Origin of the sequence: Streptomyces longispororuber, from assembly GCF_014656095.1 — a bacterium.
GTDB classification, from domain to species: domain Bacteria; phylum Actinomycetota; class Actinomycetes; order Streptomycetales; family Streptomycetaceae; genus Streptomyces; species Streptomyces longispororuber.
In genome coordinates, this window is sequence record NZ_BNBT01000115.1 from 1 (window position 1) to 21000 (window position 21000).

21 protein-coding genes are annotated in these 21000 nt (G+C 72.7%); 11 read left to right on the plus strand and 10 right to left on the minus strand.

Going from position 1 to position 21000, the window contains the following annotated elements; translation table 11 throughout:
• Positions 1-843 (plus strand): CU044_5270 family protein (locus IE330_RS27690; protein WP_190138871.1); only part of this gene is annotated, 843 nt, incomplete at its 5' end.
• A 312-nt stretch (positions 844-1155) separates the two neighbouring features.
• Complete coding sequence (serC, locus tag IE330_RS27695) at positions 1156-2274, plus strand: phosphoserine transaminase (RefSeq protein WP_190138872.1); 1119 nt, start codon at positions 1156-1158, stop codon at positions 2272-2274.
• A 261-nt stretch (positions 2275-2535) separates the two neighbouring features.
• Here serC and IE330_RS27700 read toward each other — a convergent pair whose 3' ends face one another.
• Both IE330_RS27700 and IE330_RS27705 read right to left on the minus strand, forming a co-directional pair.
• A complete protein-coding gene (locus IE330_RS27700) occupies positions 2536-3402 on the minus strand; it encodes an ABC transporter permease (protein WP_190138873.1) in 867 nt (288 codons plus the stop codon).
• Positions 3399-4553, minus strand: a complete 1155-nt coding sequence (locus IE330_RS27705) for an ATP-binding cassette domain-containing protein (RefSeq protein ID WP_229925974.1) — start codon at positions 4551-4553, stop codon at positions 3399-3401. The genes IE330_RS27700 and IE330_RS27705 overlap by 4 nt, the downstream gene beginning before the upstream one ends.
• 117 nt (positions 4554-4670) lie before the next feature.
• On the opposite strand from IE330_RS27705, the gene IE330_RS27710 reads away from it, so the two are divergent.
• Positions 4671-5432 (plus strand): TetR/AcrR family transcriptional regulator, encoded by a 762-nt coding sequence (locus IE330_RS27710; RefSeq protein WP_190138874.1) that lies wholly within the window; start codon positions 4671-4673, stop codon positions 5430-5432.
• A gap of 19 nt (positions 5433-5451) precedes the next feature.
• Here IE330_RS27710 and IE330_RS27715 read toward each other — a convergent pair whose 3' ends face one another.
• Positions 5452-6441, minus strand: a complete 990-nt coding sequence (locus IE330_RS27715; protein WP_190138875.1) for an esterase-like activity of phytase family protein — start codon at positions 6439-6441, stop codon at positions 5452-5454.
• An 85-nt stretch (positions 6442-6526) separates the two neighbouring features.
• Here IE330_RS27715 and IE330_RS27720 point away from each other — a divergent pair, with 85 nt between their 5' ends.
• Together IE330_RS27720 and IE330_RS27725 are read left to right on the plus strand one after the other, a co-directional pair.
• A complete protein-coding gene (locus IE330_RS27720) occupies positions 6527-7204 on the plus strand; it encodes a GDSL-type esterase/lipase family protein (RefSeq protein ID WP_190138876.1) in 678 nt (225 codons plus the stop codon).
• Positions 7205-7433: 229 nt separating this feature from the next.
• Positions 7434-8708, plus strand: a complete 1275-nt coding sequence (locus tag IE330_RS27725; protein ID WP_229925975.1) for a DUF418 domain-containing protein — start codon at positions 7434-7436, stop codon at positions 8706-8708.
• Here IE330_RS27725 and IE330_RS27730 read toward each other — a convergent pair.
• On the minus strand, positions 8698-9156 hold the full coding sequence (locus IE330_RS27730; RefSeq protein WP_229925976.1) for a carboxymuconolactone decarboxylase family protein: 459 nt from the start codon (positions 9154-9156) through the stop codon (positions 8698-8700). The genes IE330_RS27725 and IE330_RS27730 overlap by 11 nt on opposite strands.
• A gap of 96 nt (positions 9157-9252) precedes the next feature.
• On the opposite strand from IE330_RS27730, the gene IE330_RS27735 reads away from it, so the two are divergent.
• The 3 genes from IE330_RS27735 (at position 9253) to IE330_RS27745 (ending at position 11524) form a co-directional block, all read left to right on the plus strand.
• Complete coding sequence (locus tag IE330_RS27735; protein ID WP_190138877.1) at positions 9253-9813, plus strand: MarR family winged helix-turn-helix transcriptional regulator; 561 nt, start codon at positions 9253-9255, stop codon at positions 9811-9813.
• Positions 9814-9883: 70 nt separating this feature from the next.
• Complete coding sequence (locus tag IE330_RS27740) at positions 9884-10474, plus strand: Uma2 family endonuclease (protein WP_190138878.1); 591 nt, start codon at positions 9884-9886, stop codon at positions 10472-10474.
• A 57-nt stretch (positions 10475-10531) separates the two neighbouring features.
• A complete protein-coding gene (locus IE330_RS27745; RefSeq protein WP_190138879.1) occupies positions 10532-11524 on the plus strand; it encodes an aldo/keto reductase in 993 nt (330 codons plus the stop codon).
• A 212-nt stretch (positions 11525-11736) separates the two neighbouring features.
• Here IE330_RS27745 and thpR read toward each other — a convergent pair whose 3' ends face one another.
• From thpR to IE330_RS27760, 3 genes are all read right to left on the minus strand, one after another.
• Positions 11737-12303 carry an RNA 2',3'-cyclic phosphodiesterase gene (gene thpR / locus IE330_RS27750; RefSeq protein WP_190138880.1) on the minus strand — a complete coding sequence of 189 codons (567 nt, stop codon included), beginning with the start codon at positions 12301-12303 and terminating at the stop codon, positions 11737-11739.
• 83 nt (positions 12304-12386) lie between these two features.
• The gene (locus tag IE330_RS27755) at positions 12387-13754 is read right to left on the minus strand and encodes an MFS transporter (protein ID WP_190138881.1); all 1368 of its coding nucleotides are present in this window, start codon (positions 13752-13754) and stop codon (positions 12387-12389) included.
• A gap of 90 nt (positions 13755-13844) precedes the next feature.
• Complete coding sequence (locus tag IE330_RS27760; protein ID WP_190138882.1) at positions 13845-14282, minus strand: MarR family winged helix-turn-helix transcriptional regulator; 438 nt, start codon at positions 14280-14282, stop codon at positions 13845-13847.
• 166 nt (positions 14283-14448) lie between these two features.
• Between IE330_RS27760 and IE330_RS27765 the strand changes: the two genes are divergently transcribed.
• Positions 14449-14625, plus strand: a complete 177-nt coding sequence (locus IE330_RS27765) for a toxin-antitoxin system HicB family antitoxin (protein WP_190138883.1) — start codon at positions 14449-14451, stop codon at positions 14623-14625.
• 129 nt (positions 14626-14754) lie between these two features.
• Here the strand turns inward: IE330_RS27765 and IE330_RS27770 are convergent, their stop codons facing one another.
• Positions 14755-16197, minus strand: coding sequence for an NCS2 family permease (locus IE330_RS27770; RefSeq protein WP_190138884.1), 1443 nt, complete (start codon positions 16195-16197; stop codon positions 14755-14757).
• A gap of 355 nt (positions 16198-16552) precedes the next feature.
• Here IE330_RS27770 and IE330_RS27775 point away from each other — a divergent pair, with 355 nt between their 5' ends.
• Positions 16553-16831: a DUF2530 domain-containing protein gene (locus IE330_RS27775; RefSeq protein WP_190138885.1), complete on the plus strand. Its 279-nt coding sequence runs from the start codon at positions 16553-16555 to the stop codon at positions 16829-16831.
• Between the two features lie 81 nt (positions 16832-16912).
• The gene (locus IE330_RS27780; protein WP_190138886.1) at positions 16913-19315 is read left to right on the plus strand and encodes an HAD-IC family P-type ATPase; all 2403 of its coding nucleotides are present in this window, start codon (positions 16913-16915) and stop codon (positions 19313-19315) included.
• A 46-nt stretch (positions 19316-19361) separates the two neighbouring features.
• Here IE330_RS27780 and IE330_RS27785 read toward each other — a convergent pair whose 3' ends face one another.
• Both IE330_RS27785 and IE330_RS27790 read right to left on the minus strand, forming a co-directional pair.
• Positions 19362-20141, minus strand: coding sequence for a calcium-binding protein (locus IE330_RS27785; protein WP_190138887.1), 780 nt, complete (start codon positions 20139-20141; stop codon positions 19362-19364).
• Positions 20142-20180: 39 nt separating this feature from the next.
• Positions 20181-20963 (minus strand): DUF5707 domain-containing protein, encoded by a 783-nt coding sequence (locus tag IE330_RS27790; protein ID WP_190138888.1) that lies wholly within the window; start codon positions 20961-20963, stop codon positions 20181-20183.
• Between the last annotated feature and the right edge of the window lie 37 nt (positions 20964-21000).

Below are 21000 nucleotides of genomic sequence, written 5' to 3' on the forward strand. Positions count from 1 at the left end.
CGCTCCGGCCGCCGCCGCGCTCTGCGCCTCGCGGCGGCCGCGGTGGTGGCCACGGCGGTGACGGGGACGGCGGTGCTGATCGGCACGGACGGCTCCGGCGGGGGCGGCGCACCGGGCACGAGCACCCCACGGGTGGAGAACGCCGCCGCGACGGTGCTGAACAGGGCGGCGGCGTGGGAGCGCGAGCGGGAGAAGGAGCCGGTGGCGCCGCGCGACGACCAGTTCATCTACTCCAAGCGGATCATCAAGGAGACGGAGCGGAGGACCGGCGAGGTCAAGAGCTACACCGACGAGATGTGGGAATCGGTGGACGTCTCCAAGCCCTCCTTGTCCATGGAACTCGGCCGCGAGATGTGGGAGGAGCCCTCGGGAAAGGGCGGCGGGGTGTGGCCGCCCCGGAAGTGGAGCGAGCTGAGGAAGCTGCCCCAGGACCCGGAGAAGCTCGTCCTGGCCATCGTCTCCCACGGCTCCCGGCCCGACAACCGGTCGATCGGCGATCTCGACAACCCGGAGCGCTACGAGGCCTACTGGCTGCTCGGCGAGCTCCTGAAGAACCCGGTGCTGCCCCAGGGGCTGCGCCCCACGGCGTACGAGGCGCTGGCCCTCGTGCCCGGCGTCAGGACGATCCCGGGGGTGAAGGACTCCGCCGGACGGCCCGGGGTCGGGATCGCCCACACCGGGCGCGGTTCCCACGAGAGCAAGTACCTGATCTTCGACCCGGCGTCGTACGCGTTCCTGGGCTTCCGCGACGAACGGGTCTCGGCCTACGGGAAGAAGACGTACACCCAGCTCTCGCACGTGGTGGACTGGGGAATCGTCGACCGGGTGAGGCAGCGCCCGTAGCCCCGACCCACACCTGCTCACGGCCGGGCGGTCGAAGCCGAGCAGGAACGGGTGGGCGGGCGGGAGATCCCCAACGACGGCGGGTCAGCGCTCCGCGCCGGGGCCGGGCAGGCAAGGCCGAGGCAGGAACGGGTGGGCGGGTGGGAGAAGGCCGACGACGGCGGGACAGCGCTCCGCGCCGGGGCCGCGCAGGCAAGGCCGGGGCAGCACGGGTGGGCGGGCGGGAGAAAGGGGCGCCAGGCCCCCGCGCCAGGCATCTCGGGGGATGGACGGGGCTCACCCCGGGCCCCGAAAGACAGCTAGGCTCACCACGTGGCTGAGATCCAGATTCCCGCAGACATCAAGCCCACCGACGGACGCTTCGGCGCGGGCCCCTCCAAGGTGCGGACGGAGGCCCTGGACGCGCTGGCCGCCACCGGCACCTCCCTGCTGGGCACGTCCCACCGCCAGGCCCCGGTGAAGAACCTGGTGGGCCGCGTGCGCGAGGGCGTGCGCGAGCTGTTCCGGCTCCCGGACGGCTACGAGGTGGTCCTGGGCAACGGCGGCTCCACCGCGTTCTGGGACGTCGCGACGCACGGCCTGATCGAGAACAAGTCGCAGCACCTCAGCTTCGGCGAGTTCTCCTCCAAGTTCGCGAAGGCGGCCAAGCTGGCCCCGTGGCTGGCGGAGCCGACGGTCATCGGCTCCGAGCCGGGCACCCACCCGGAGCCCGCCGCCGAACAGGGCGTGGACGTCTACGCGTTCACCCACAACGAAACCTCCACCGGCGTGGCCGCGCCCATCAAGCGCGTGGCGGGCGCCGACGAGGGCGCGCTCGTCCTGGTGGACGCCACGTCGGGCGCGGGCGGCCTGCCGGTCGACGTCGCCGAGACCGACGTGTACTACTTCGCCCCGCAGAAGTCGTTCGCGTCGGACGGCGGCCTGTGGATCGGCGTGTTCTCCCCGGCGGCGATCGAGCGGGCCGAGCGCGTGCACGCGAGCGGCCGCCACGTGCCCGAGTTCTTCAGCCTGCCCACGGCGATCGACAATTCGCGCAAGAACCAGACGTACAACACCCCCGCGCTCGCCACCCTGTTCCTGCTCGGCGAGCAGTTGGACTGGCTCAACGGCCAGGGCGGCCTCGACTGGTCGGTGCGCCGTACGGCGACCTCGGCGCGGACGCTGTACGGCTGGGCGGAGGAGTCGAAGTACGCGACGCCGTTCGTCGCGGACCCGGCCAAGCGCTCGCAGGTGATCGGCACGATCGACTTCGCCGAGGAGATCGACGCGGCGGCGGTCGCGAAGGCGCTGCGCGCCAACGGCATCGTGGACACCGAGCCCTACCGCAAGCTGGGCCGCAACCAGCTCCGCGTCGCGATGTTCCCGGCGATCGACCCGGCCGACGTCGAGGCGCTGACGCGCTGCGTGGACTACGTGATCGAGAAGCTGTAGCGGCGGCGGCCGAGAGGCCGCGACCAACGGCGGCCGAAGAGCCGCACCCACAGCGGCGATCGAGAAGCCGCACCTGTGGCGGAGCCGGGGAGCACGCGCCACGCCTCCCCCGCCCCCGTGACGAAGGGCCCGGCACCCCCGTGGGTGCCGGGCCCTCGCGCAGCCGGGGAAGGGCATTCCCGCGAAGGCCGCCCCCTCAGCGCACGTACCCCGCAAGGGCGAGCACCGCCGACACCACCGCGAGCCCGAGCTCCAGCCTCGTCACCGGCTCAGCGCCTGGAACCTGCGGACCGCGAGCGGCAGGAACACCGCCGTCACCACCAGGGGCCACACCACGGCCATGAGCCCGGCGTGCTGCTCGACCCAACTGGCCCCGCCCGCCCCGGGGTTGCCGAACAGGTCGCGGGCCGCCGTCCCCGTGGACGACACCGGGTTCCAGGCGGCGACGGGCGCGAGCCAGTCGGGCATCAGCGACGGCGCCACGAACACGCTGGAGATCATGGTGAGCGGGAAGGCGACCGCGTACAGCCCGCCCGCGGCCTCCGGTGTCGGCACGACGAGGCCGAGCCAGACGCCGACCCAGATCAGGCTGAAGCGCAGGAGCAGCAGCAGGGCGAAGGCCGTCAGGGCGTTGCCGGCGCCGTTGTCGGGGCGCCAGCCGATGGCCACGGCGGTGAGCGCGAGGATGGTCAGCTCGGCGCAGGCCACCACGAGGTCGGCGACGCCGCGTCCGGCCGCGACCGCGGAGGGCGCCATCGGCATGGACCGGAAGCGGTCGATGACGCCCTTCTGCGCGTCGGTGACCACGCCCATCGCGGTGTTCATGAAGCCGAAGGCCATCGTCATCACGAACATGCCGGGCATCAGGAAGTCCTTGTAATCGCCCTCGCCGCCGGGCACCTTCATCGCCTCGCCGAAGACGAACCCGTACAGCAGCACGCTGATGATGGGGAAGCCGAGCTGCCAGGCGATCAGCACGGGCTGGCGCCGGAAGTGGGTCAGATGGCGCCGGGCGATGTTCAGGGTGTCGGCGAGGGCCCAGTAGGCCCGGCCGCGCGCGGGTTCCGCGTCCGGGTCCTGGCCGGACCGCGGGGCGCCCCCGGTCACCACGTCCAGTACGTCGCTCATGCCGCCTCCTCGGTTCCGGGGCCTTCGGCCGCCGGGGCCCTGCCGCCCGTCAGTTTCAGGAACACGTCGTCCAGGCTCGGCCGCCTGAGCCCCACGTCGTCGACGGCGACGCCCTCGTCCCGCAGGGTGCGGGCGACGTCGGCCAGGGCGCCGACGCGGTCGGTGACCGCCGCCCGTACGCGCCGCTCGGCGTCGGCCGTCTCCGGTTCGCCGTCGGCGACGCGGGCCACGGCCTTGACGGCGGCGGGCAGGTCGGCGGCGTCGCTGACGACGACCTCCAGGTGGCTGCCGCCGACGGTGGCCTTGAGGCCGTCGGGGGTGTCGTCGGCGATGGCGCGGCCCTGGTCGATGACGGTGATCCGGGAGGCGAGCTTGTCGGCCTCCTCCAGGTACTGGGTGGTGAGGAGCACGGTCGTCCCGCCTGCCACCAAGTGCCGTACGGAGTCCCAGACCTCGCTGCGGCTGCGCGGGTCGAGGCCGGTGGTCGGCTCGTCGAGGAACAGCACCGACGGCGCGAGGATCATCGACGCGGCCAGGTCGAGGCGGCGCCGCATGCCGCCGCTGTACTGCCCGGCACCCTTGTCGGCGGCGGCCACCAGGCCGAACTGGTCGAGGAGTTCGGCCGCGCGCCGGGCGGCACGGCGGGCGCCGAGGTGGAACAGGCGGCCGAACATCTCCAGGTTCTGCCGGCCGGTGAGCATCTCGTCGACGGCCGCGTACTGGCCGGTGAGGCCGATGCGGGCGCGCACCAGGGCCGGTTCGCGGACGACGTCGGCGCCGCCGACGGCGGCGTGGCCGCCGTCGGGCCGCACCAGCGTCGCCAGGATGCGCACGGCCGTGGTCTTGCCCGCGCCGTTCGGCCCGAGGAGGCCGTGGACCGTGCCGTGCGCGACGGTCAGGTCGAAGCCGTCCAGGGCGTACTTGACGGCCTTGCCGCGCCGCCCGCCCCTCCGGCCGGAGCTCCCGACGGCCCCGCCGCCGGTCCCGGTCGCGCCCTGCTCACCGGCCGCTCCGCGCGCCTCACCCGCGCCCGGCCGGCCGCCGTACCGCTTCGTCAGCCCGCGGGCCAGCACCGCGTACTGGCCCCGGTCGCCCCGGTCGTCCCGGGTCCGCCGACCACCGGGCACGCCCCGTCCGCCGTCGCCGCTCATCGCTCCTCCACCGTCCGCTCCCCCTCGTCACACCACTGCCGAACTCTGCTGAGTACGCCGTACCCAATGAAGAGTACAGCGTACTCAGTTTCTGCCCAAGGGCTTATCGTGAGGTCCATGGCGACCACGGAGACCAGCGGCAGCGGCGACATCACACGCAGCATGGAGCTGCTGTGGGGCGACGGGGAGCGCCCCACGCGCGGCCCGAAACCGGCCCTGACCCTGGAGCGGATCGTCACGGCCGCGGTGCGCCTCGCGGACGCCGAGGGCATCGCCGCGGTGTCCATGCGCCGCCTGTCGCAGGAGCTGGGCACCGGCACGATGTCGCTGTACCGCTATCTGCCGGGCAAGGCGGAGCTGCTGGACCTGATGCTCGACCGGGTGCAGGCCCCCGCCGACGACGACGTCACCGTCGCGGACGGCTGGCGCGCGGGCGTGGAGGCCTACGCCCGCGAGACCCTGGCGCGCTACCAGGCGCACCCCTGGCTGCTGCACGTCAACCAGTCACGCCCCGTGCTCGGCCCGAGCGCCGTCGGCGGCCTGGAGAAGATCCTCGCCCGCATCAAGCCGACCGGCCTGAGCGACCCCGAGCTGATCTCCGTACTGATCATGGTCGAGGGGTACGTCACCGGCGTCGCGCGGACGTACGCGCACACGGTGGAGGCGGAGAAGTCCGGCCTCTCCGAGGAGGCCTTCTGGGAGAAGCAGGGGCCGCTCCTGGAGCGGGTGATGAACAGCGGCCGCTACCCGCTCGTCGCCGGCCTCTCCGAGAAGGCGTTCGGCCCGGACTTCGACCACTTCGAGTTCGGTCTCCAGCGCATCCTGGACGGCCTGGACGCGCTGGTGGAGCAGCGCCGCCGGGAGGCGGGGCACAACTGAGCCGGAGGGAGCGGTCCCCCTACCGCCCGCGGCGGAACACCCGCTTCAGCCCCACCGCCACCAGCACCACCACGCCCAGGGCCACCGCGCCCTTGGCCGCGCCGCCGCTGAACGCGCCGTCCCCGCCGCCGTCGCCGTCCCCGGAGCCGCCGCCCGCGGACGAGCCGCCGCCCTTGGCGCCCTCCACCTCGACGGCCTCCACGTCGCTCTGCTCGCCCTCGGTGCCGTACATCAGGTGCGAGCCGTCGGGGCTGTACGCGACGGACTCGCCCTGCCGCTGGAGCGGGACGCGCAGCCGGCCCTCCCGCTCGATCTTCCCCTCGCCCTTCCACGCGTACGACACCCCGCCCAAGTAGCCGCGCAGCGCGAGGCGACGGCCGTCGGGCGAGAAGGCGCCGTCCGTGACCCACAGGTCGGTGCTCGCGACGCGGCGGAAGACGTTGGGGCGGGCGGAGGAGAGCGTCGCCGGGCCCTGGTAGAGGGAGCCGCCGTCCTCCTGCTTGTCGGCGATGTAGACCCGCCCGGTCTTCGGGTGGACCATCAGCGCCTCGGCGTCGCGCGGCCCGTCGGCGTACTTCACCACGTACTGCGTGGCGCGGATCGTCTGGTCCTTCAGCTCCTTGGGCTCGGGCAGCTTGTAGACCCACACGTAGGACCACTTGCCGTGGAAGTTGTCGCCGATGTCGCCGACGTAGAGGTCGCCGTCGGGGCCCATGGAGATGGCCTCGACGTCCCGCGGCGTGCCGACGCCGGTCATGGTGATCCGGGCGACGGTCTTGCCGGTCCTGCTGTCGACGGCGTACAGATAGGCGCCGCTGTCCTGGTCGTTGTGGGTCCAGTAGACGCCGGGGTGGGCGCGTGAGGCCACCAGGCCGCTGGACTCGGTGATCCGCGGGTCCTCGATGGTGAAGCCCTCGTTGCCCGGCTCGTCGGCGGCCCCGGCGGGGCCGCCGGTCACCGCGCACAGCACGACCGCGGCACCGGCCGCCCACACCCTCGAAGAACGCATGGCCCAAGCCTGCCACCCCGCCGCCCGCCGCCGGGTGGCAAGGGTCACATCACTGGCGGCGGACGCGATCCGCGATGATGAGCGGATGCTCAGGTTCATGTTCGTCGGCGACTCGATGACCATCGGAAGCGCCGGGGAACACACCTGGCGCTACTGGGTGTGGCGCCACCTCCGCGCCACGCTCGGCACGCCCTTCACGGTCGTGGGCCCCCGCGAGGCCCTGTACGACAAGGCGGCCGACGCCCCCGTGTCGTACGCGTACGCCGAACCGGACTTCCCGCGCCGCCACCTGGCGGGCTGGGGCGAGGGCTGGCAGCACATGACGCCGCTGATCGGCGACGCCGTGCGCACGCAGCGGGCGGACGTGCTGCTCGTCTCGCTCGGCCTGATCGACCTCGGCTTCTACACCGACGCCGAGCAGACCGACGCCAACGTCCGCGCCTTCGTGGCGGCGGCCCGCGCCGCCAACCCGCGCGTCGCCGTCGCCGTGCTCCCCGTCATCCCCAACGTCCGGGCGCACGACGACCCGCCGTTCGGCGCCGAGGTCCTGCGCTTCAACGACCTGCTCGCGAAGACGGTGGCGGACCTGGACACCCCCGCCTCCTCCCTGCTGCTGGTCCCGCCCCCCGAGGGGTACGACATCGACGTGGACACGTACGACGGCACGCACCCGAACGAGCGCGGCGAGCGCAGGCTCGCCGACGCGTTCGGCGCGGCCCTGGCACGGGCGTGGGACCTCGGGGCGGTGCCCTCCCCGCGCTGACCGCCAGCCGCCGGGCACCGCGGGCCGCGCACCACGGGCCGACCGCCCCGGACCGACCGCTCCGGGCCGACCGCCCTGGGCCGAGGGCCACGCCGACCGCTCCGGGCCGATCGTCGACGCCGCCCTCCGCCGTCCGGACCGCCGTCCGCACCGCACCGCCGCCTTTCGGCGCCCGGCCCTGGCCGGAAGGCCGACGCCCGGCGCGGCCCCGGCTTCCTACCGTCGGGGCATGACAGCCACCACCCCCCGCAGGGCCCCCGCCGGGACGGGCATGCGTGCCGCCGAGCGGGCCCTCGCGCCCGACCTCGCGCGCGGTCTGATGCTCCTGCTGATCGCGGCCTCCAACACCGCCTTCCACCTGTGGCGCGCCGAGCACGGGCCCGCCGGGTGGCAGCCCGTGGACGGGTCGTGGGCGGACCACGCGGTGCAGTTCGTGATGATCGTGGCGCTGGACCTGCGGATCTACCCGCTGTTCGCGTTCCTCTTCGGGTACGGCATGACGCAGTTGTACCTGCGCCAGACGGCCAAGGGCACGCCCGAGCGGGCCGCCGTGGGCATCCTGCGCAGGCGCAGCCTGTGGCTGATCGTGATCGGGCTCGGGCACTCCTCCCTGCTGATGGCGGGGGACATCGTGGGCTACTACGGCGTGCTCGGCCTCGTCCTCGGCTGGCTCTTCGTGCGCCGGAGCGACCGGGCGCTGAGGTGGTGGATCTGGATCGGCGCGGCGCAGATGGTGGTGTTCGCGGGTACGCCGGTCGTCCTCGCCCTGCTGCGCGGGGAGTTGGGCTCGCTGGGCGACGCGGCGGGCGTCGAGCCGGGGTCCGTCGCGTACGGGGCGGGCGAGGAGAGCTGGCTGGACGCCGCGGGCACCCGGGGCACGACGGGCCTGTTCGTGACGTTCGCCGGGGCGCCGCTGTCCCTGCTCGCCGGCGGGTACCTGGTGTTCCTGCTGGGGTTCTGGGCGGCCCGCCGCCGGATCCTGGAGGAGCCGGGCCGCCATCTGCCGCTGCTCCGCCGCACGGCGGTGACCGGCGTGGCGGTGGGCTGGCTGGGCGCGCTGCCCGCGGCGCTCGCGCACGTCGGCGCGATCGACGTACCGGACGACGCGCAGAGCGACGAGGGCGTGCTGATGACGCTGCGGGACGTCACGGGCAACGCGGCGGGGGTCGGCTACGTGGCGGCGGTCGCGCTGTTCGTGGTGTGGTGGACGATGCGGCCCACATCCCGCGGGGCGAAGGTGGTGACGGCGGTCGCGGCCGTCGGCAAGCGGTCGCTGTCCTGCTACCTGGCCCACTCCCTCCTCTTCGCGCCGCTGCTCGCGGCGTGGGGCCTCGGCCTCGGCGGCCACCTGCACAGCGCCACGATGGCGCTGGTGGCCCTCGCCGTCTGGCTGGTGACGGTGGCGGGCGCGTACACGCTGGAGCTGCGGGGCCGCCGCGGCCCGGTGGAGACGGTCCTACGACGCCTGACGTACGGCCGCGCCACAGCCCGGATCAGGCCCTGACGAGCCGGTTGGCCAGCGTGGACAGGGTGTACGCCCCGATGCCGAGCACCACCTCCAGGGCGTTGCGCCCGGTGTAGCCGTGGCCGAGGAAGGCGTCGAGGTCGGCGTCGTCCACCCCACCCGCCGTGGCGAGCACCCGCAGGGCGAACCGGCGTACGGCTTCGAGGTCTTCGTGCCCCTCGGGCAGCGACCGCCCCTCGCGCAGGGCCGCGACGAGGTCCGGCCCGGCGCCCAGGTCGCGGAGCTTGCCGGTGTGCAGCGCCACGCACACGCGGCAGTCGTTGCGCACGGCGACGGTCATGACGACGACCTCGCGGGCGAGCGGGGGGAGCGTGGACCGCTCGAACGTCGCGCTCAACTCCAGGAAGCCGTTCAGCAGTTCCGGCGACGTGGCGAGCCGCGCCACGGCGTCGGGCAGCCGCCCGAAGGACCGCGTCACGGCCTCCATGGCGGGGCGGGACGCGGGCGGGGCGGTGGCGAGGGTGTGCGGGGCGAACACGTCGGACGGCACGGACGACGCAGACGGCACGGACGGCTCCCTAGAATGGACAACATGGTTGACGAAAAGAAGGTAAACCAGGTTGTCGAAAAGGGGAAGGGTCAGGGCCCGGTCGCGGCAGGGGCGACGGGTGACAGCGAACCCGAGCGGCCGGGCTACGAGCTGCCGCTGCTCCTCTTCGCCGGGTTCCGCACCCTCATCGACCGCCTCCACGCCGAACTCGCCCGCCAGGGCCACCCGGACCTGCGCCCCGCGCACGGCTTCGCGATGCAGGCGATCGGTCCCGCCGGGGCCACCGCGAGCGAGGTCGGGCGCCGCCTCGGCGTCTCCAAGCAGGCCGCGGGCAAGACCGTCGACCGCCTCGTCGCCCTCGGCTGCGCGGAGCGCGCCGCCGACCCCGCCGACGCCCGTCGCAAGCTCGTCCGCCTCACCCCGCGCGGCCTGGACGCCCTGGCCCGCTCGGCGGCGGTCTTCGACGAGCTGCGCGCGGAGTGGGCCCGGACCCTCGGCCCTGGCCGGGTCCGCGCCCTGGAGGACGACCTGCGCACGGTGGTCCCGCCGGAGGCGTTCCGCCTGGACGCGGCGGGGTGGTTGGGCGGGGCGTGACCCTGCCTGCGTGCGTATCGTTGTACTGCGCGGCCGCCTGGCAGAGAGGCGGCCGGGGAGGAGCGCCACGATGACCGTCGTAGAGACCGACAGGATCGAGATGGCCGACGACGACGCCGAGTGGAGCTTGGACAAATGGTTCGAGCTGATCGAGCGGATGGTCCCCGAGGGAATCAAGGCAGAGGTCGTCGAGGGGGCCGTCTCCATGGTGCCGCAGCGGAACGTGCACTGGCAGATCATTCGAAGGATCCTCTACGCGCTGGACGACAGGTTCGGCCGTGACACGCTGGTGACGACAGACGTCCGCATCGACTTCCCGGGCGACCAGAACGGCTTCTGCCCGGACATGGCGAAGTTCCGCGACGGCGCGGAGACGGATGCGGAAGGCCGCTGGCGCCACCAGGACGTCGAGTTCGTCGCCGAGGTCATTTCCCGGGGCACGGGGATGAACGACTACGGCCCGAAGAAGGCCGCCTACGCCGAGGCCGGCGTTCCGGTCTACCTCATCGCCGACCCCTACCAGGGCCGCTGCCACGTCCACACCAACCCCAAGAACGGCGAGTACCTCACCGAGTCCCGGTCCGACTTCGGCGACGACGTCGACCTGACCGGCACGGTCGTCGACCTCGTCCTCAAGACCGACGGCTTCCCCCGCGGCTGACCCCAACTCCCCCGGGGCCCTTGCGTGATCGAACGCCACATCGTTGGCTTGGACACCATGAGGTACACGCAGCTTGGACGCACCGGGCTCAAGGTCAGCCGGCTCACGCTCGGGACCATGAACTTCGGGCCGCAGACGAACGAGGCCGACAGCCACGCCATCATGGACGCCGCGCTCGACGCGGGGGTCAACTTCTTCGACACCGCCAACACCTACGGCTGGAACAAGAACAAGGGCCGCACCGAGGAGATCATCGGCACCTGGTTCGCCCAGGGCGGCGAGCGGCGCGACAAGGTCGTGCTCGCCACGAAGGTGTACGGCAACATGAGCCCCGACGGGCAGCAGCCCTGGCCGAACCACGACAAGCTCTCCGCGCTCAACATCCGCCGGTCCGTCGAAGCCTCGCTCCGGCGCCTGCAGACCGACTACATCGACCTGTACCAGTTCCACCACATCGACCGGAACACCCCGTTCGAGGAGATCTGGCAGGCCGTCGACGTCCTCGTCCAGCAGGGCAAGATCCTGTACGCGGGCTCCAGCAACTTCCCCGGCTACAAGATCGCCCAGGCCAACGAGACCGCCCGCCGCCTCGGCGGCCTCGGCCTGGTCAGCGAGCAGTGCCTGTACAACCTGGCCGAGCGCCGCGCCGAGATGGAGGTGCTCCCGGCCGCCCAGGACTACGGCCTCGGCGTCATCCCGTGGTCGCCGCTGCACGGCGGCCTGCTCGGCGGCGTGCTCAAGAAGGAGGTCGAGGGGGCGCGCCGCACCGAGGGCCGCGCCGCGTCGGCCCTCGCCGACAGCGCGGTGCGGGCGCGGATCCAGGCGTACGAGGACCTGCTCGACAAGCACGGCCTGGCGCCCGGCGAGGTGGCCCTCGCCTGGCTGCTGACCCGGCCCGGCGTCACCGGCCCGATCGTCGGGCCCCGTACGGCGGAGCAGCTCGCGTCCGCGGTCCGCGCCGTGGACCTGGAGCTGAGCGCCGAGCTGCTCGCGTCCCTGGACGAGATCTTCCCGGGCCCGGGGCCGTCCCCGGAGGCCTTCGCCTGGTAGCGCGACCGGCGGGGTGCGCGCCGGCGGCGGCTACTTCCCGAGGGCCGCCGCCAGCGCCACCACGACGAACATCAGCACGAGCACACCGGCCATGATCCGGTTCCTGGTCTTGGGATCCACGCCCCCGAGGTTAACGGGCGGGGCCGGAACGCCCCGGACCGGGCCTTCCCCGCCCCCGCGGCCCGGCCTGGGCGGGGCCCGGTGCGCGGGGCTCAGCCCCGGCCCAGGGGCCACCCGGCGAGACGCTCGTAGCGGGGCCGGGCTCCGGGCGAGCCGCCCACCGGCAGGTGGCTGCGGACCAGGGACAGCTCGTCCGCCTGCCACGCCGCGCCCTCGAAGGGCGCCAGCGCCTCCACGTACGGCCGCAGATCCGCCTCGCCCCGGGACCGGGCCACCGTCAGGTGCGGGTGGAAGCCCCGCCGCGCGTCCATGGCGACGCGCGCCCGCCGCGCGCCCGCCTCGGCCCGCGCGGCCAGCAGCCGCAGCGCGGCCACGTCCCCCGTCAGCCCGGCCCACAGCGCCCGCCCGCCGAAGTGCCCGCCGCCGCTCAGCGCGAGCGGGAACGGCTCGGTGCGCCGCGCCGCCCGCGCGTACCGCGCTTCGAGGTCCGGTACGAGGCCGTCGTCCACCTCGCCGAGGAACGCCAGCGTCAGGTGCCACCCCGCGCGCTCGGTCCACCGCAGCGCCTCGGCCCCGGGCAGCCGCCGCACCCCCGCGACCCACCCACCCAGCTCGGCCACCACGGCCTCAGGCGGCAGCACCGCCGCGAAAAGTCTCATGACCACACCTTGCCCGCACCAGAAGCCCCGCAAGGGGCGCGGGGAACGGCGCGAGCAACCACATCCGGCCCGCGGCCGGGGAACTACCGCAAGGCCCCGACCCTCGCCCGAGGCCCAGAGGCCAGGCCCTCACGGGGAACGAAGGCCACGACCCGCCGCCCGCGCCGCAGGTCAACCCGCAGCCGCAGGCCCGCCGTCCGCGCCAGGATCAGCCCCACGCCCAGCGAGGCCAGCGCCACCACGAGCCCGCCGACGGCGAAGCTCACGCGGACCCCGTACGCGTCGGTGAGCCAGCCGAAGAGCGGGCCGCCGAACGGCGTGCCGCCGACGAACACCATCATGAACAGGCTCATGACCCGTCCCCGCATCTCGGGGTCGGTGGCCATCTGCACCGAGGAGTTCGCGGTGACGTTGACGGTCAGGCCGAGCGCGCCCACGGGCAGCAGCAGCGCCGCGAAGACGTACGCGCTCGGCACCGCGGCCACGGCGACCAGGGCCACGCCGAACAGACCGGCGGTGGCGGTGAGCATCCGCAGCCGCGAGGAGCGGCGCCGCGCGGCGAGCAGCGCGCCGATCAGCGACCCCGCCGCCATCAGCGTGGTGAAGGCCGCGTACAGGCCGGACCCGCCATGGAAGACGTCGTCGGCGTACGCGCTCAGCCAGATGGGGAAGTTGAAGCCGAACGTGCCGATGAACCCGATGAGGACGATCGGCCAGATCAGCTCCGGGTGCACGCGCACGTAGGCGAGGCCCTCGCGGAGCTGGCCCTTGCCGCGGCGCGGGGCGAGCGGCGTCGGGGTCAGCTCGCCGGTGCGCATCAGCAGCAGGCCGGTGATCGGCGCCAGGAACGACAGGCCGTTCGCCAGGAAGGCCCAGCCGGGCCCGACCGCGGCGGTGAGGACACCCGCGACGGCGGGGCCGATCAGCCGCGCGGACTGGAAGTTGGCGGAGTTCAGGCTGACGGCGTTGCGGACCTGGTCGGGGCCGACGAGCTCGGGGACGAAGGACTGGCGGGCGGGGTTGTCGACGACGGTCACCAGGCCCGTGAAGAACGCCGTCAGGTACACGTGCCAGACCTCGACGTGGCCCGAGAGGGTCATCGCGGCCAGGAACAGGCCGCCGAGGCCCATCGCGCCCTGGGTGACGAAGAGCAGGTTCCGCTTGGCGAAGCGGTCGGCGATGACACCGCCGTACAGGCCGAAGAGCAGCATCGGCAGGAACTGCATGGCCGTCGTGACGCCGACGGCGGCGGAGGATCCGGTGAGGCTCAGGACCAGCCAGTCCTGGGTGATGCGGGCCATCCAGGTGCCGGTGTTCGACACGACGGCCCCGGCCGCGAAGAGCCGGTAGTTCCGGATCCGCAGCGAGCTGAACATCGAGGTCCTGGCGGAGTTCTTCGTGTCGTGGGTGGTCGGTGCGGGGGCGGAGTCTGCTCCGGATCCCGTACTCAAAGTGCGGCCTCCTCGGAAGTGGTTACGTACGCGGGTCTCTCACGGGCAGGGACGGGCACAGCGGGCCCCGGAGGGCCCGCGCGGGCACGGTCACGTGTGCGCCAGCTTCTCGAGCACCGGCGCGGCGGCCCGGAGCTTCTCCCACTCCTCGTCGGACAGCTCCTCCGCCAGCTTCGCGAGCCACGCGTTCCGCTTGCGCCGGCTCTCCTCCAGCATGGCCTCGGCCCGCTCGGTCTGCGTGACCACCTTCTGGCGGCGGTCGTCGGGGTGCGGGTCGAGCCTGACCAGGCCCTTGGACTCCAGCAGCGCGACGATGCGGGTCATCGACGGCGGCTGCACGTGTTCCTTGCGGGCGAGCTCGCCCGGTGTGGCGCTGCCGCAGCGGGCGAGGGTGCCGAGCACCGACATCTCGGTGGGGCTCAGCGACTCGTCGACCCGCTGGTGCTTGAGCCGACGGGACAGGCGCATCACGGCGGAGCGCAGCGAGTTCACGGCGGCGGCGTCGTCGCCATGGGAGAGGTCCGGCATGGTCTTTAGAGTAACTCATTACCCAGGCTAAGTACCACCCGGTTTCCCCCGCGCGGGGCCCGGGATGCCCGTGATTCCGGGCACAGAACCCTCTCGTCACCCGTACGAGTGAGCCGACGTCGGAAAGCCGCCCGTCCCCCGTCCGTGGACGGCGACCCTGTCCCGCATGGGATCGACAGTGCTCAGCCTGCGGATGGACAGTGAGCTGCACGACCGGTTGCGGCAGCACGCCGCCAAGAGGGGCATGAGCGTCCAGGACTATGTGATCCGGGCGCTCGTACGGGACGACTTCGACGAACGGTTCAAGACGTCCGTCGAGCGGACGGAGAAGTTCTACGCCTGAGCCGCCGGGGTCCGCACGCGGCGGCCGGGGGCCCGGCCGCCGGAGCCGCGGCACCCGCCCCGGGAACGCCGAAGGCGCCGCGACCGGGCTCGGGACCCGGACGCGGCGCCTCGCGCGAGGCCGCGGCCGTCAGGTGAGGTCGAGCGCGGGCATCAGGTAGTAGAAGGCGAAGACGGCCGAGACGGCGTACATCGCCACGGGCACCTCGCGGCCGCGCCCGGCGGCGAGCCGGAGCACCGTGAAGGTGATGAAGCCCATGCCGATGCCGTTCGTGATCGAGTACGTGAACGGCATCATCAGCATGGTCACGAACGCCGGGATCGCGATCGTGTGGTCACCCCAGTCGATCTGGCCGATCGAGCCGGACAGGATCAGGAAGCCGACCGCGAGCAGCGCGGGCGTGGCCGCCTGCGAGGGGACCATCGTGGCGAGCGGCGTGAGGAAGAGCGCCACGGTGAACAGGCCGCCGGTGACCACGTTGGCGAGGCCGGTGCGGGCGCCCTCGCCGACGCCCGCGGTGGACTCCACGAAGCAGGTGGTGGCCGAGGAGGACGAGGCGCCGCCCGCGGCGACCGCGATGCCGTCGACGAAGAGGACCTTGTTGATCCCGGGGAAGTTGCCCTTGTCGTCGGTCAGGTGGGCCTCGTCGCCGACGCCCATGATCGTGCCCATCGCGTCGAAGAAGCACGAGAGCAGCACGGTGAAGACGAACAGGATCCCGGTGAGGACGCCGACCTTCTCGAAGCCGCCGAACAGGCTGATCTCGCCGACGAGGCCGAAGTCCGGGGTGGAGACCGGGTTGCCGGGCCACTCGGGCGTCGTCAGGCCCCAGGAGGGCACGTCCGCGACCGCGTGGATGATCATCGCGAGGACGGTCATGACGACGATGGACAGCAGGATCGCGCCGGGCACCTTGCGCACCAGGAGCGCCAGCGTGAGCAGCACGCCGAGGACGAAGACGAGGACCGGCCAGCCGTTGAGGTGGCCGTCGCCGCCGAGCTGGAGCGGCACGGTGGTGTGGGCGGCGTCCGGGATGCGCGAGACGAAGCCCGCGTCGACGAGGCCGATCAGCATGATGAACAGGCCGATGCCGATGGCGATGCCCTTGCGCAGCCCGAGCGGCACCGCGCTCATCACCCGCTCCCGCAGCCCCGTGGCCACCAGCAGCATCACCACGAAGCCGGCCAGCACCACCATGCCCATGGCGTCCGGCCAGGACATGCGCGGGGCGAGCTGGAGCGCCACCACGGTGTTCACGCCGAGGCCGGCCGCCAGCGCGATGGGCACGTTGCCGATGACGCCCATGAGGAGCGTGGTGAACGCGGCCGTCAGCACGGTGGCGGTCACGAGCTGCTTGTTGTCGAGCTGGTGACCGTACATGTCCTTCGCGCTGCCGAGGATGATCGGGTTCAGCACGATGATGTAGGCCATCGCGAAGAAGGTCGCGAAGCCGCCGCGGACCTCCCTCGCCAGGGTCGAGCCCCGCTCGCTGATCTTGAAGTACCGGTCCAGACCCCCCTGCGGGGCGTTCGGCGGCGGGGTGTCGACCGGGGCGGGGGTCGAGGGGGACATGCGGGACCTCGTGACCTGGGGTGATCGGATTGGGCCGAACCTGCGCGATCTTGTACGTTCATACGAGCGCAACCGGCCATGCAGAAGCCGTTTCAGTATGAATACATGAGACCGAATTGGCTATCTCCGCGCGTAGACCCCTCGGGGAGGGGTCATGTCCGCCCGAAGCCGCCCGGGGCCGGGGGCCGGGAACGCCCCTGCCCGGTGCCGGGAGCCGGATGCACCCGGTGCCCGGCCCGGCCGGGGGCCGGGGCCAGGGGTCGCCCGGGGCCGCCGGCCGGGGTCCGGGCCCGCCCGGGGCCCGGGGCCCTTCCCGCCCGCACAAGGCCCAGGGGCCAGGAATAAGCTGGGGCGCATGGCGAAGTGGACACCGAAGCACGAGGCGCCGGAGCCCCTGGAGGGGCCCGTCGTCGCCACCATCACCGGCGGCACGATCCTCTGGTTCGTCCTCTTCCTGGTCCAGCTCCCGTTCTACGGCTGGTTCGACGACCGCGGCTCCACATGGTGGGTGTGGACCTGCCTGGCCGGCGGCGGCCTCGGCCTGATCGGCGTCTGGTACGTGCGCAAGCGGGACGCCGCCATCAAGCGCGCGGCGAACGCCTCTCGTACCTCCGCGGTACGGGATGCGACCTGAGGACAAACCCCCTCCTACCCTGGTCGGATCTTTCCCGGATTCGAGGGGTGAACCACCACCGCCCGCCGTACCGTCGAGACCATGACGCACATCGACGCGGGCGCTGAGCTGGACCCGGTCCACCCGGTGGCGCCTCCCCCGGGACGAGCCACGGGACTGTCGTCGGCCGAGGTCGCCGAGCGGGTCGCCCGCGGCGAGGTCAACGACGTACCGGTCCGCAGCAGTCGCTCCACGACCGAGATCATCCGCGGGAACGTCTTCACCCGCTTCAACGCGATCATCGGCGTGCTCTGGGTGATCATGTTGTGTGTCGCACCGATCCAGGACAGCCTCTTCGGCTTCGTGATCGTCGCCAACACCGGCATCGGCATCATCCAGGAGCTGCGCGCCAAGAAGACCCTCGACGGGCTCGCGGTGATCGGCGAGGCGAAGCCGACGGTGCGGCGCGACGGCGTGGCCGCGGAGATCTCCACCTCCGAGATCGTCCTCGGCGACCTGGTGGAGCTGGGCCCCGGCGACAAGATCGCCGTGGACGGCGAGGTGGCCGAGGCCGACGGCCTGGAGGTCGACGAGTCCCTGCTGACCGGCGAGGCCGACCCGGTCCTGAAGAAGCCCGGCGACAAGCTGATGTCGGGCTCCTTCGTGGTCGCGGGCGGCGGCGCGTTCACCGCGACGAAGGTGGGCCGCGAGGCGTACGCCGCGCAGTTGGCGGAGGAGGCGAGCCGCTTCACGCTCGTCCACTCCGAGCTGCGCTCGGGCATCTCCACGATCCTGAAGTACGTGACGTGGCTGATGGTCCCCACCTCGATCGGCCTGGTCATCTCGCAGCTCGTCGTCAAGGACGACAACTTCAAGGAGTCCATCGCCTACACCGTCGGCGGCATCGTCCCGATGATCCCCGAGGGCCTGGTCCTGCTCACCTCGGTGGCCTTCGCGATCGGCGTCATCCGGCTCGGCCGCAAGCAGTGCCTGGTGCAGGAGCTGCCCGCGATCGAGGGCCTGGCCCGCGTCGACACGGTCTGCCTGGACAAGACCGGCACCCTCACCGAGGGCGGCATGGACGTCACCGAGCTGCGGCCCCTGGGCGACGCGGACGAGGCGTACCTGCGCAAGGTCCTGGGCGCCCTCGGCGAGTCCGACCCGCGCCCCAACGCCTCCCTCCAGGCCATCATCGACGCCTACCCCGACAGCGAGGAGTGGCGCTGCACCGAGTCGCTGCCGTTCTCCTCCGCCCGCAAGTACAGCGGCGCGAGCTTCAGCGAGGGCGACGGCGAGAACTCCACCTGGCTCCTCGGCGCGCCCGACGTGCTGCTGCCCGACGGCGACCCGGCGCTGGACGAGATCGGCCACCTCAACGAACAGGGCCTGCGCGTGCTGCTGCTCGCGCGCGCGGCCGGGGAGCTGGACGCCCCGGACGTCGCCACCGGGGCGCGGCCCGCGGCCCTGGTCGTCCTGGAGCAGCGGCTGCGGCCCGACGCCGCCGACACCCTGCGCTACTTCGAGGAGCAGAACGTCCAGGCCAAGGTCATCTCCGGCGACAACGCCGTCTCGGTCGGCGCGGTGGCGGCGAAGCTGGGGCTGCCGGGCGCGCAGAACACGGTGGACGCCCGCCGGCTGCCCGCCGAGCGGAGCGAGATGGCCGACGAGCTGGACGCCAACGCGGTCTTCGGCCGCGTGACCCCGCAGCAGAAGCGGGACATGGTCGGGGCCCTGCAGTCCAAGGGCCACACGGTCGCCATGACGGGCGACGGCGTCAACGACGTGCTGGCCCTGAAGGACGCCGACATCGGCGTCTCCATGGGCTCCGGCTCCGAGGCCACCCGCGCGGTCGCCCAGATCGTGCTCCTGAACAACAGCTTCGCGACGCTGCCGTCGGTGGTGGCCGAGGGCCGCCGGGTCATCGGCAACATCACCCGCGTCGCCACGCTGTTCCTGGTCAAGACCGTCTACTCGGTCGTGATCGCGCTCCTCGTGGTCTGCTCGCAGGTCGAGTACCTCTTCCTGCCCCGCCACCTGACCCTGCTGTCCACCCTGACGATCGGCGTCCCGGCCTTCTTCCTGGCCTTGGCCCCCAACAAGGAGCGCGCCAAACCGCACTTCGTCCGCCGGGTCATGCGCTACGCCCTGCCCGGCGGCATCGTCGCGGCGCTCGCCACCTTCGCGACGTATCTGCTGGCCCGCCACCACTACACGGGCGAGGGCGCCCGCGAGGCCGAGACCAGCGCGGCCACGCTGACCCTGTTCCTGGTCTCCCTCTGGGTCCTGGCGATCATCGCCCGCCCGTACACCTGGTGGCGGATCGGCCTGGTGGCCGCGATGGGCCTCGGCTTCCTGCTCGTCCTGACCGTCCCCTACCTCCAGGACTTCTTCGCCCTGAAGCTGGTCGGTACGACGCTGCCCTGGGCGGCGGTCGGCATCGCGGCGGCCGCGTCGGCCGTCATCGAACTGGCCTTCCGCCTGGTCGACCGCCGCGTACCGGCATAGCCCCGGGCCCCGCCGGCCGCCGCCCCGGGCGGCGGCCGGCACAACGTCAGCGCACGTCGACGGCGTCCCCGGCCGAGGTCACGGCCGCGGTGGTGGACGTCCCCCCGAAGACGTACCGGAACGTGCCGTCCGCCGACGCCTTCACGGTGGCCTTCAGCTTGCCGCGGGCGTCCGACGTCACCGTCTTCACGGTGGTGTAGGCGCTCGCGCCCTTCTTCTTGAACTGGAGCTTCACCGACTGCCCGGTGTACCCCGCGTACCTGCGCGTCTCCCAGTTCGCCCGCGTCAACGCGCCCGCGACGGTGAGGGCCTTGCCCTTCTTCACCGGCTCGGGGGACGCGTCGACCGTCAGCTTGGCGGCGCGCTTGACCTTGACGGTCTTGTACTTGTCCGTGACCACGTGGTCCTCGGCGCTGCCCTTGGCCAGCAGGCCGGCCAGGACCTTCCACGTGCCCGCGGCGCTGTTGCGGAGCGCGCGCAGGTCGGCCTCGACGACGACCTTGCAGGTGCCGGTGGTCGCGTCGACCTTGACGCACGTGGGCTCGTTCTGCGGGGCGATGAGGCCGTCGATGTGGTCGGGGTGGTACTTCTTGCCGTGCCACACGAGGGCGATGCCCTCCTTGATGCCCTTGGGGTCGGTGCCCGTGACGGTGATCACGAACTTCGCCCTGGAGGTGCCGACCACGAGGTCCTTGCCGCCGTTGACGACGACCTTCGTGATCTTGGTGTCGCCCTGGCGGGAGTCGAGCGCCTGGGCGGCCGGGACGGCGAGGGCGGAGAGGGCGACGGCGCCGGTGACGGCGGCCGCGGTGGTGCTGATGCGCATGGGTGGTTCCTCAGGGAAGGCAGGGGTGCGGGGGAACGGTCAGCGGACGTCGACGGCGTCGCCGGCGGAGGTCACGGCGGGGGTGGTGGACGTCCCCGCGAAGACGTAGCGGAAGGTGCCGTCCACGGACGCCTTCACGGTGGCCTTCAGGTTGCCCTTGGAGTCGGACTTCACCGTCTTGACGGTGGTGTAGGCGCTCGCGCCCTTCTTCTTGAACTGGAGCTTCACGGACTGCCGGGTGTAGCCCGCGTACGCGTGGGTGTCCCAGTTGGCCCGCGTCAGGGCGCCCGCGACGGTGATCGTCCGGCCCTTCTTCACCGGCTCGGGGGACGCGTTGACCGTCAGCTTGGCGGCGCGCTGCACGTTGACGGTCTTGTACGCCTCCTCGACGGTCCGCTCGCCGTCCTGGTCGTAAGCGGCCGCCCAGACCTTCCACGGGCCCGCGAGGGCGTTGCGGTAGATGTTGTCGTTCGGGTCCGCGTGGACGGTGAACGTGCAGGTGGAGGTCGTGTCGTCGAGGGCCGTGCAGTCGCCGTACTCGGTGCTCGGCACCATGGAGCCGTCGATGCCGGTCCGGCTGAAGTCCGTGCCGTGCCACAGCATGGCCTTGGCCTTGGAGACACCGGCCGGGTCCGTCGCGGTCAGCTCGATGGTGACCTTCTTCTTCGCGGACGTGCCGACCACGATGTCCTGGCCGCCGTTGACGGTGACGTCCGTGATCCGCGTCCCGCCCTCGCCCCCGTCCGCCTGCGCGGCGGGCACCGCGAACGCGGACAGGGCGAGGGCGCCGGACACGGCGGCCACAGTGGCACGGATGCGCATGTGTTTCCCCAGGTGGAGAAGGGGGCTCGCGGTGCGT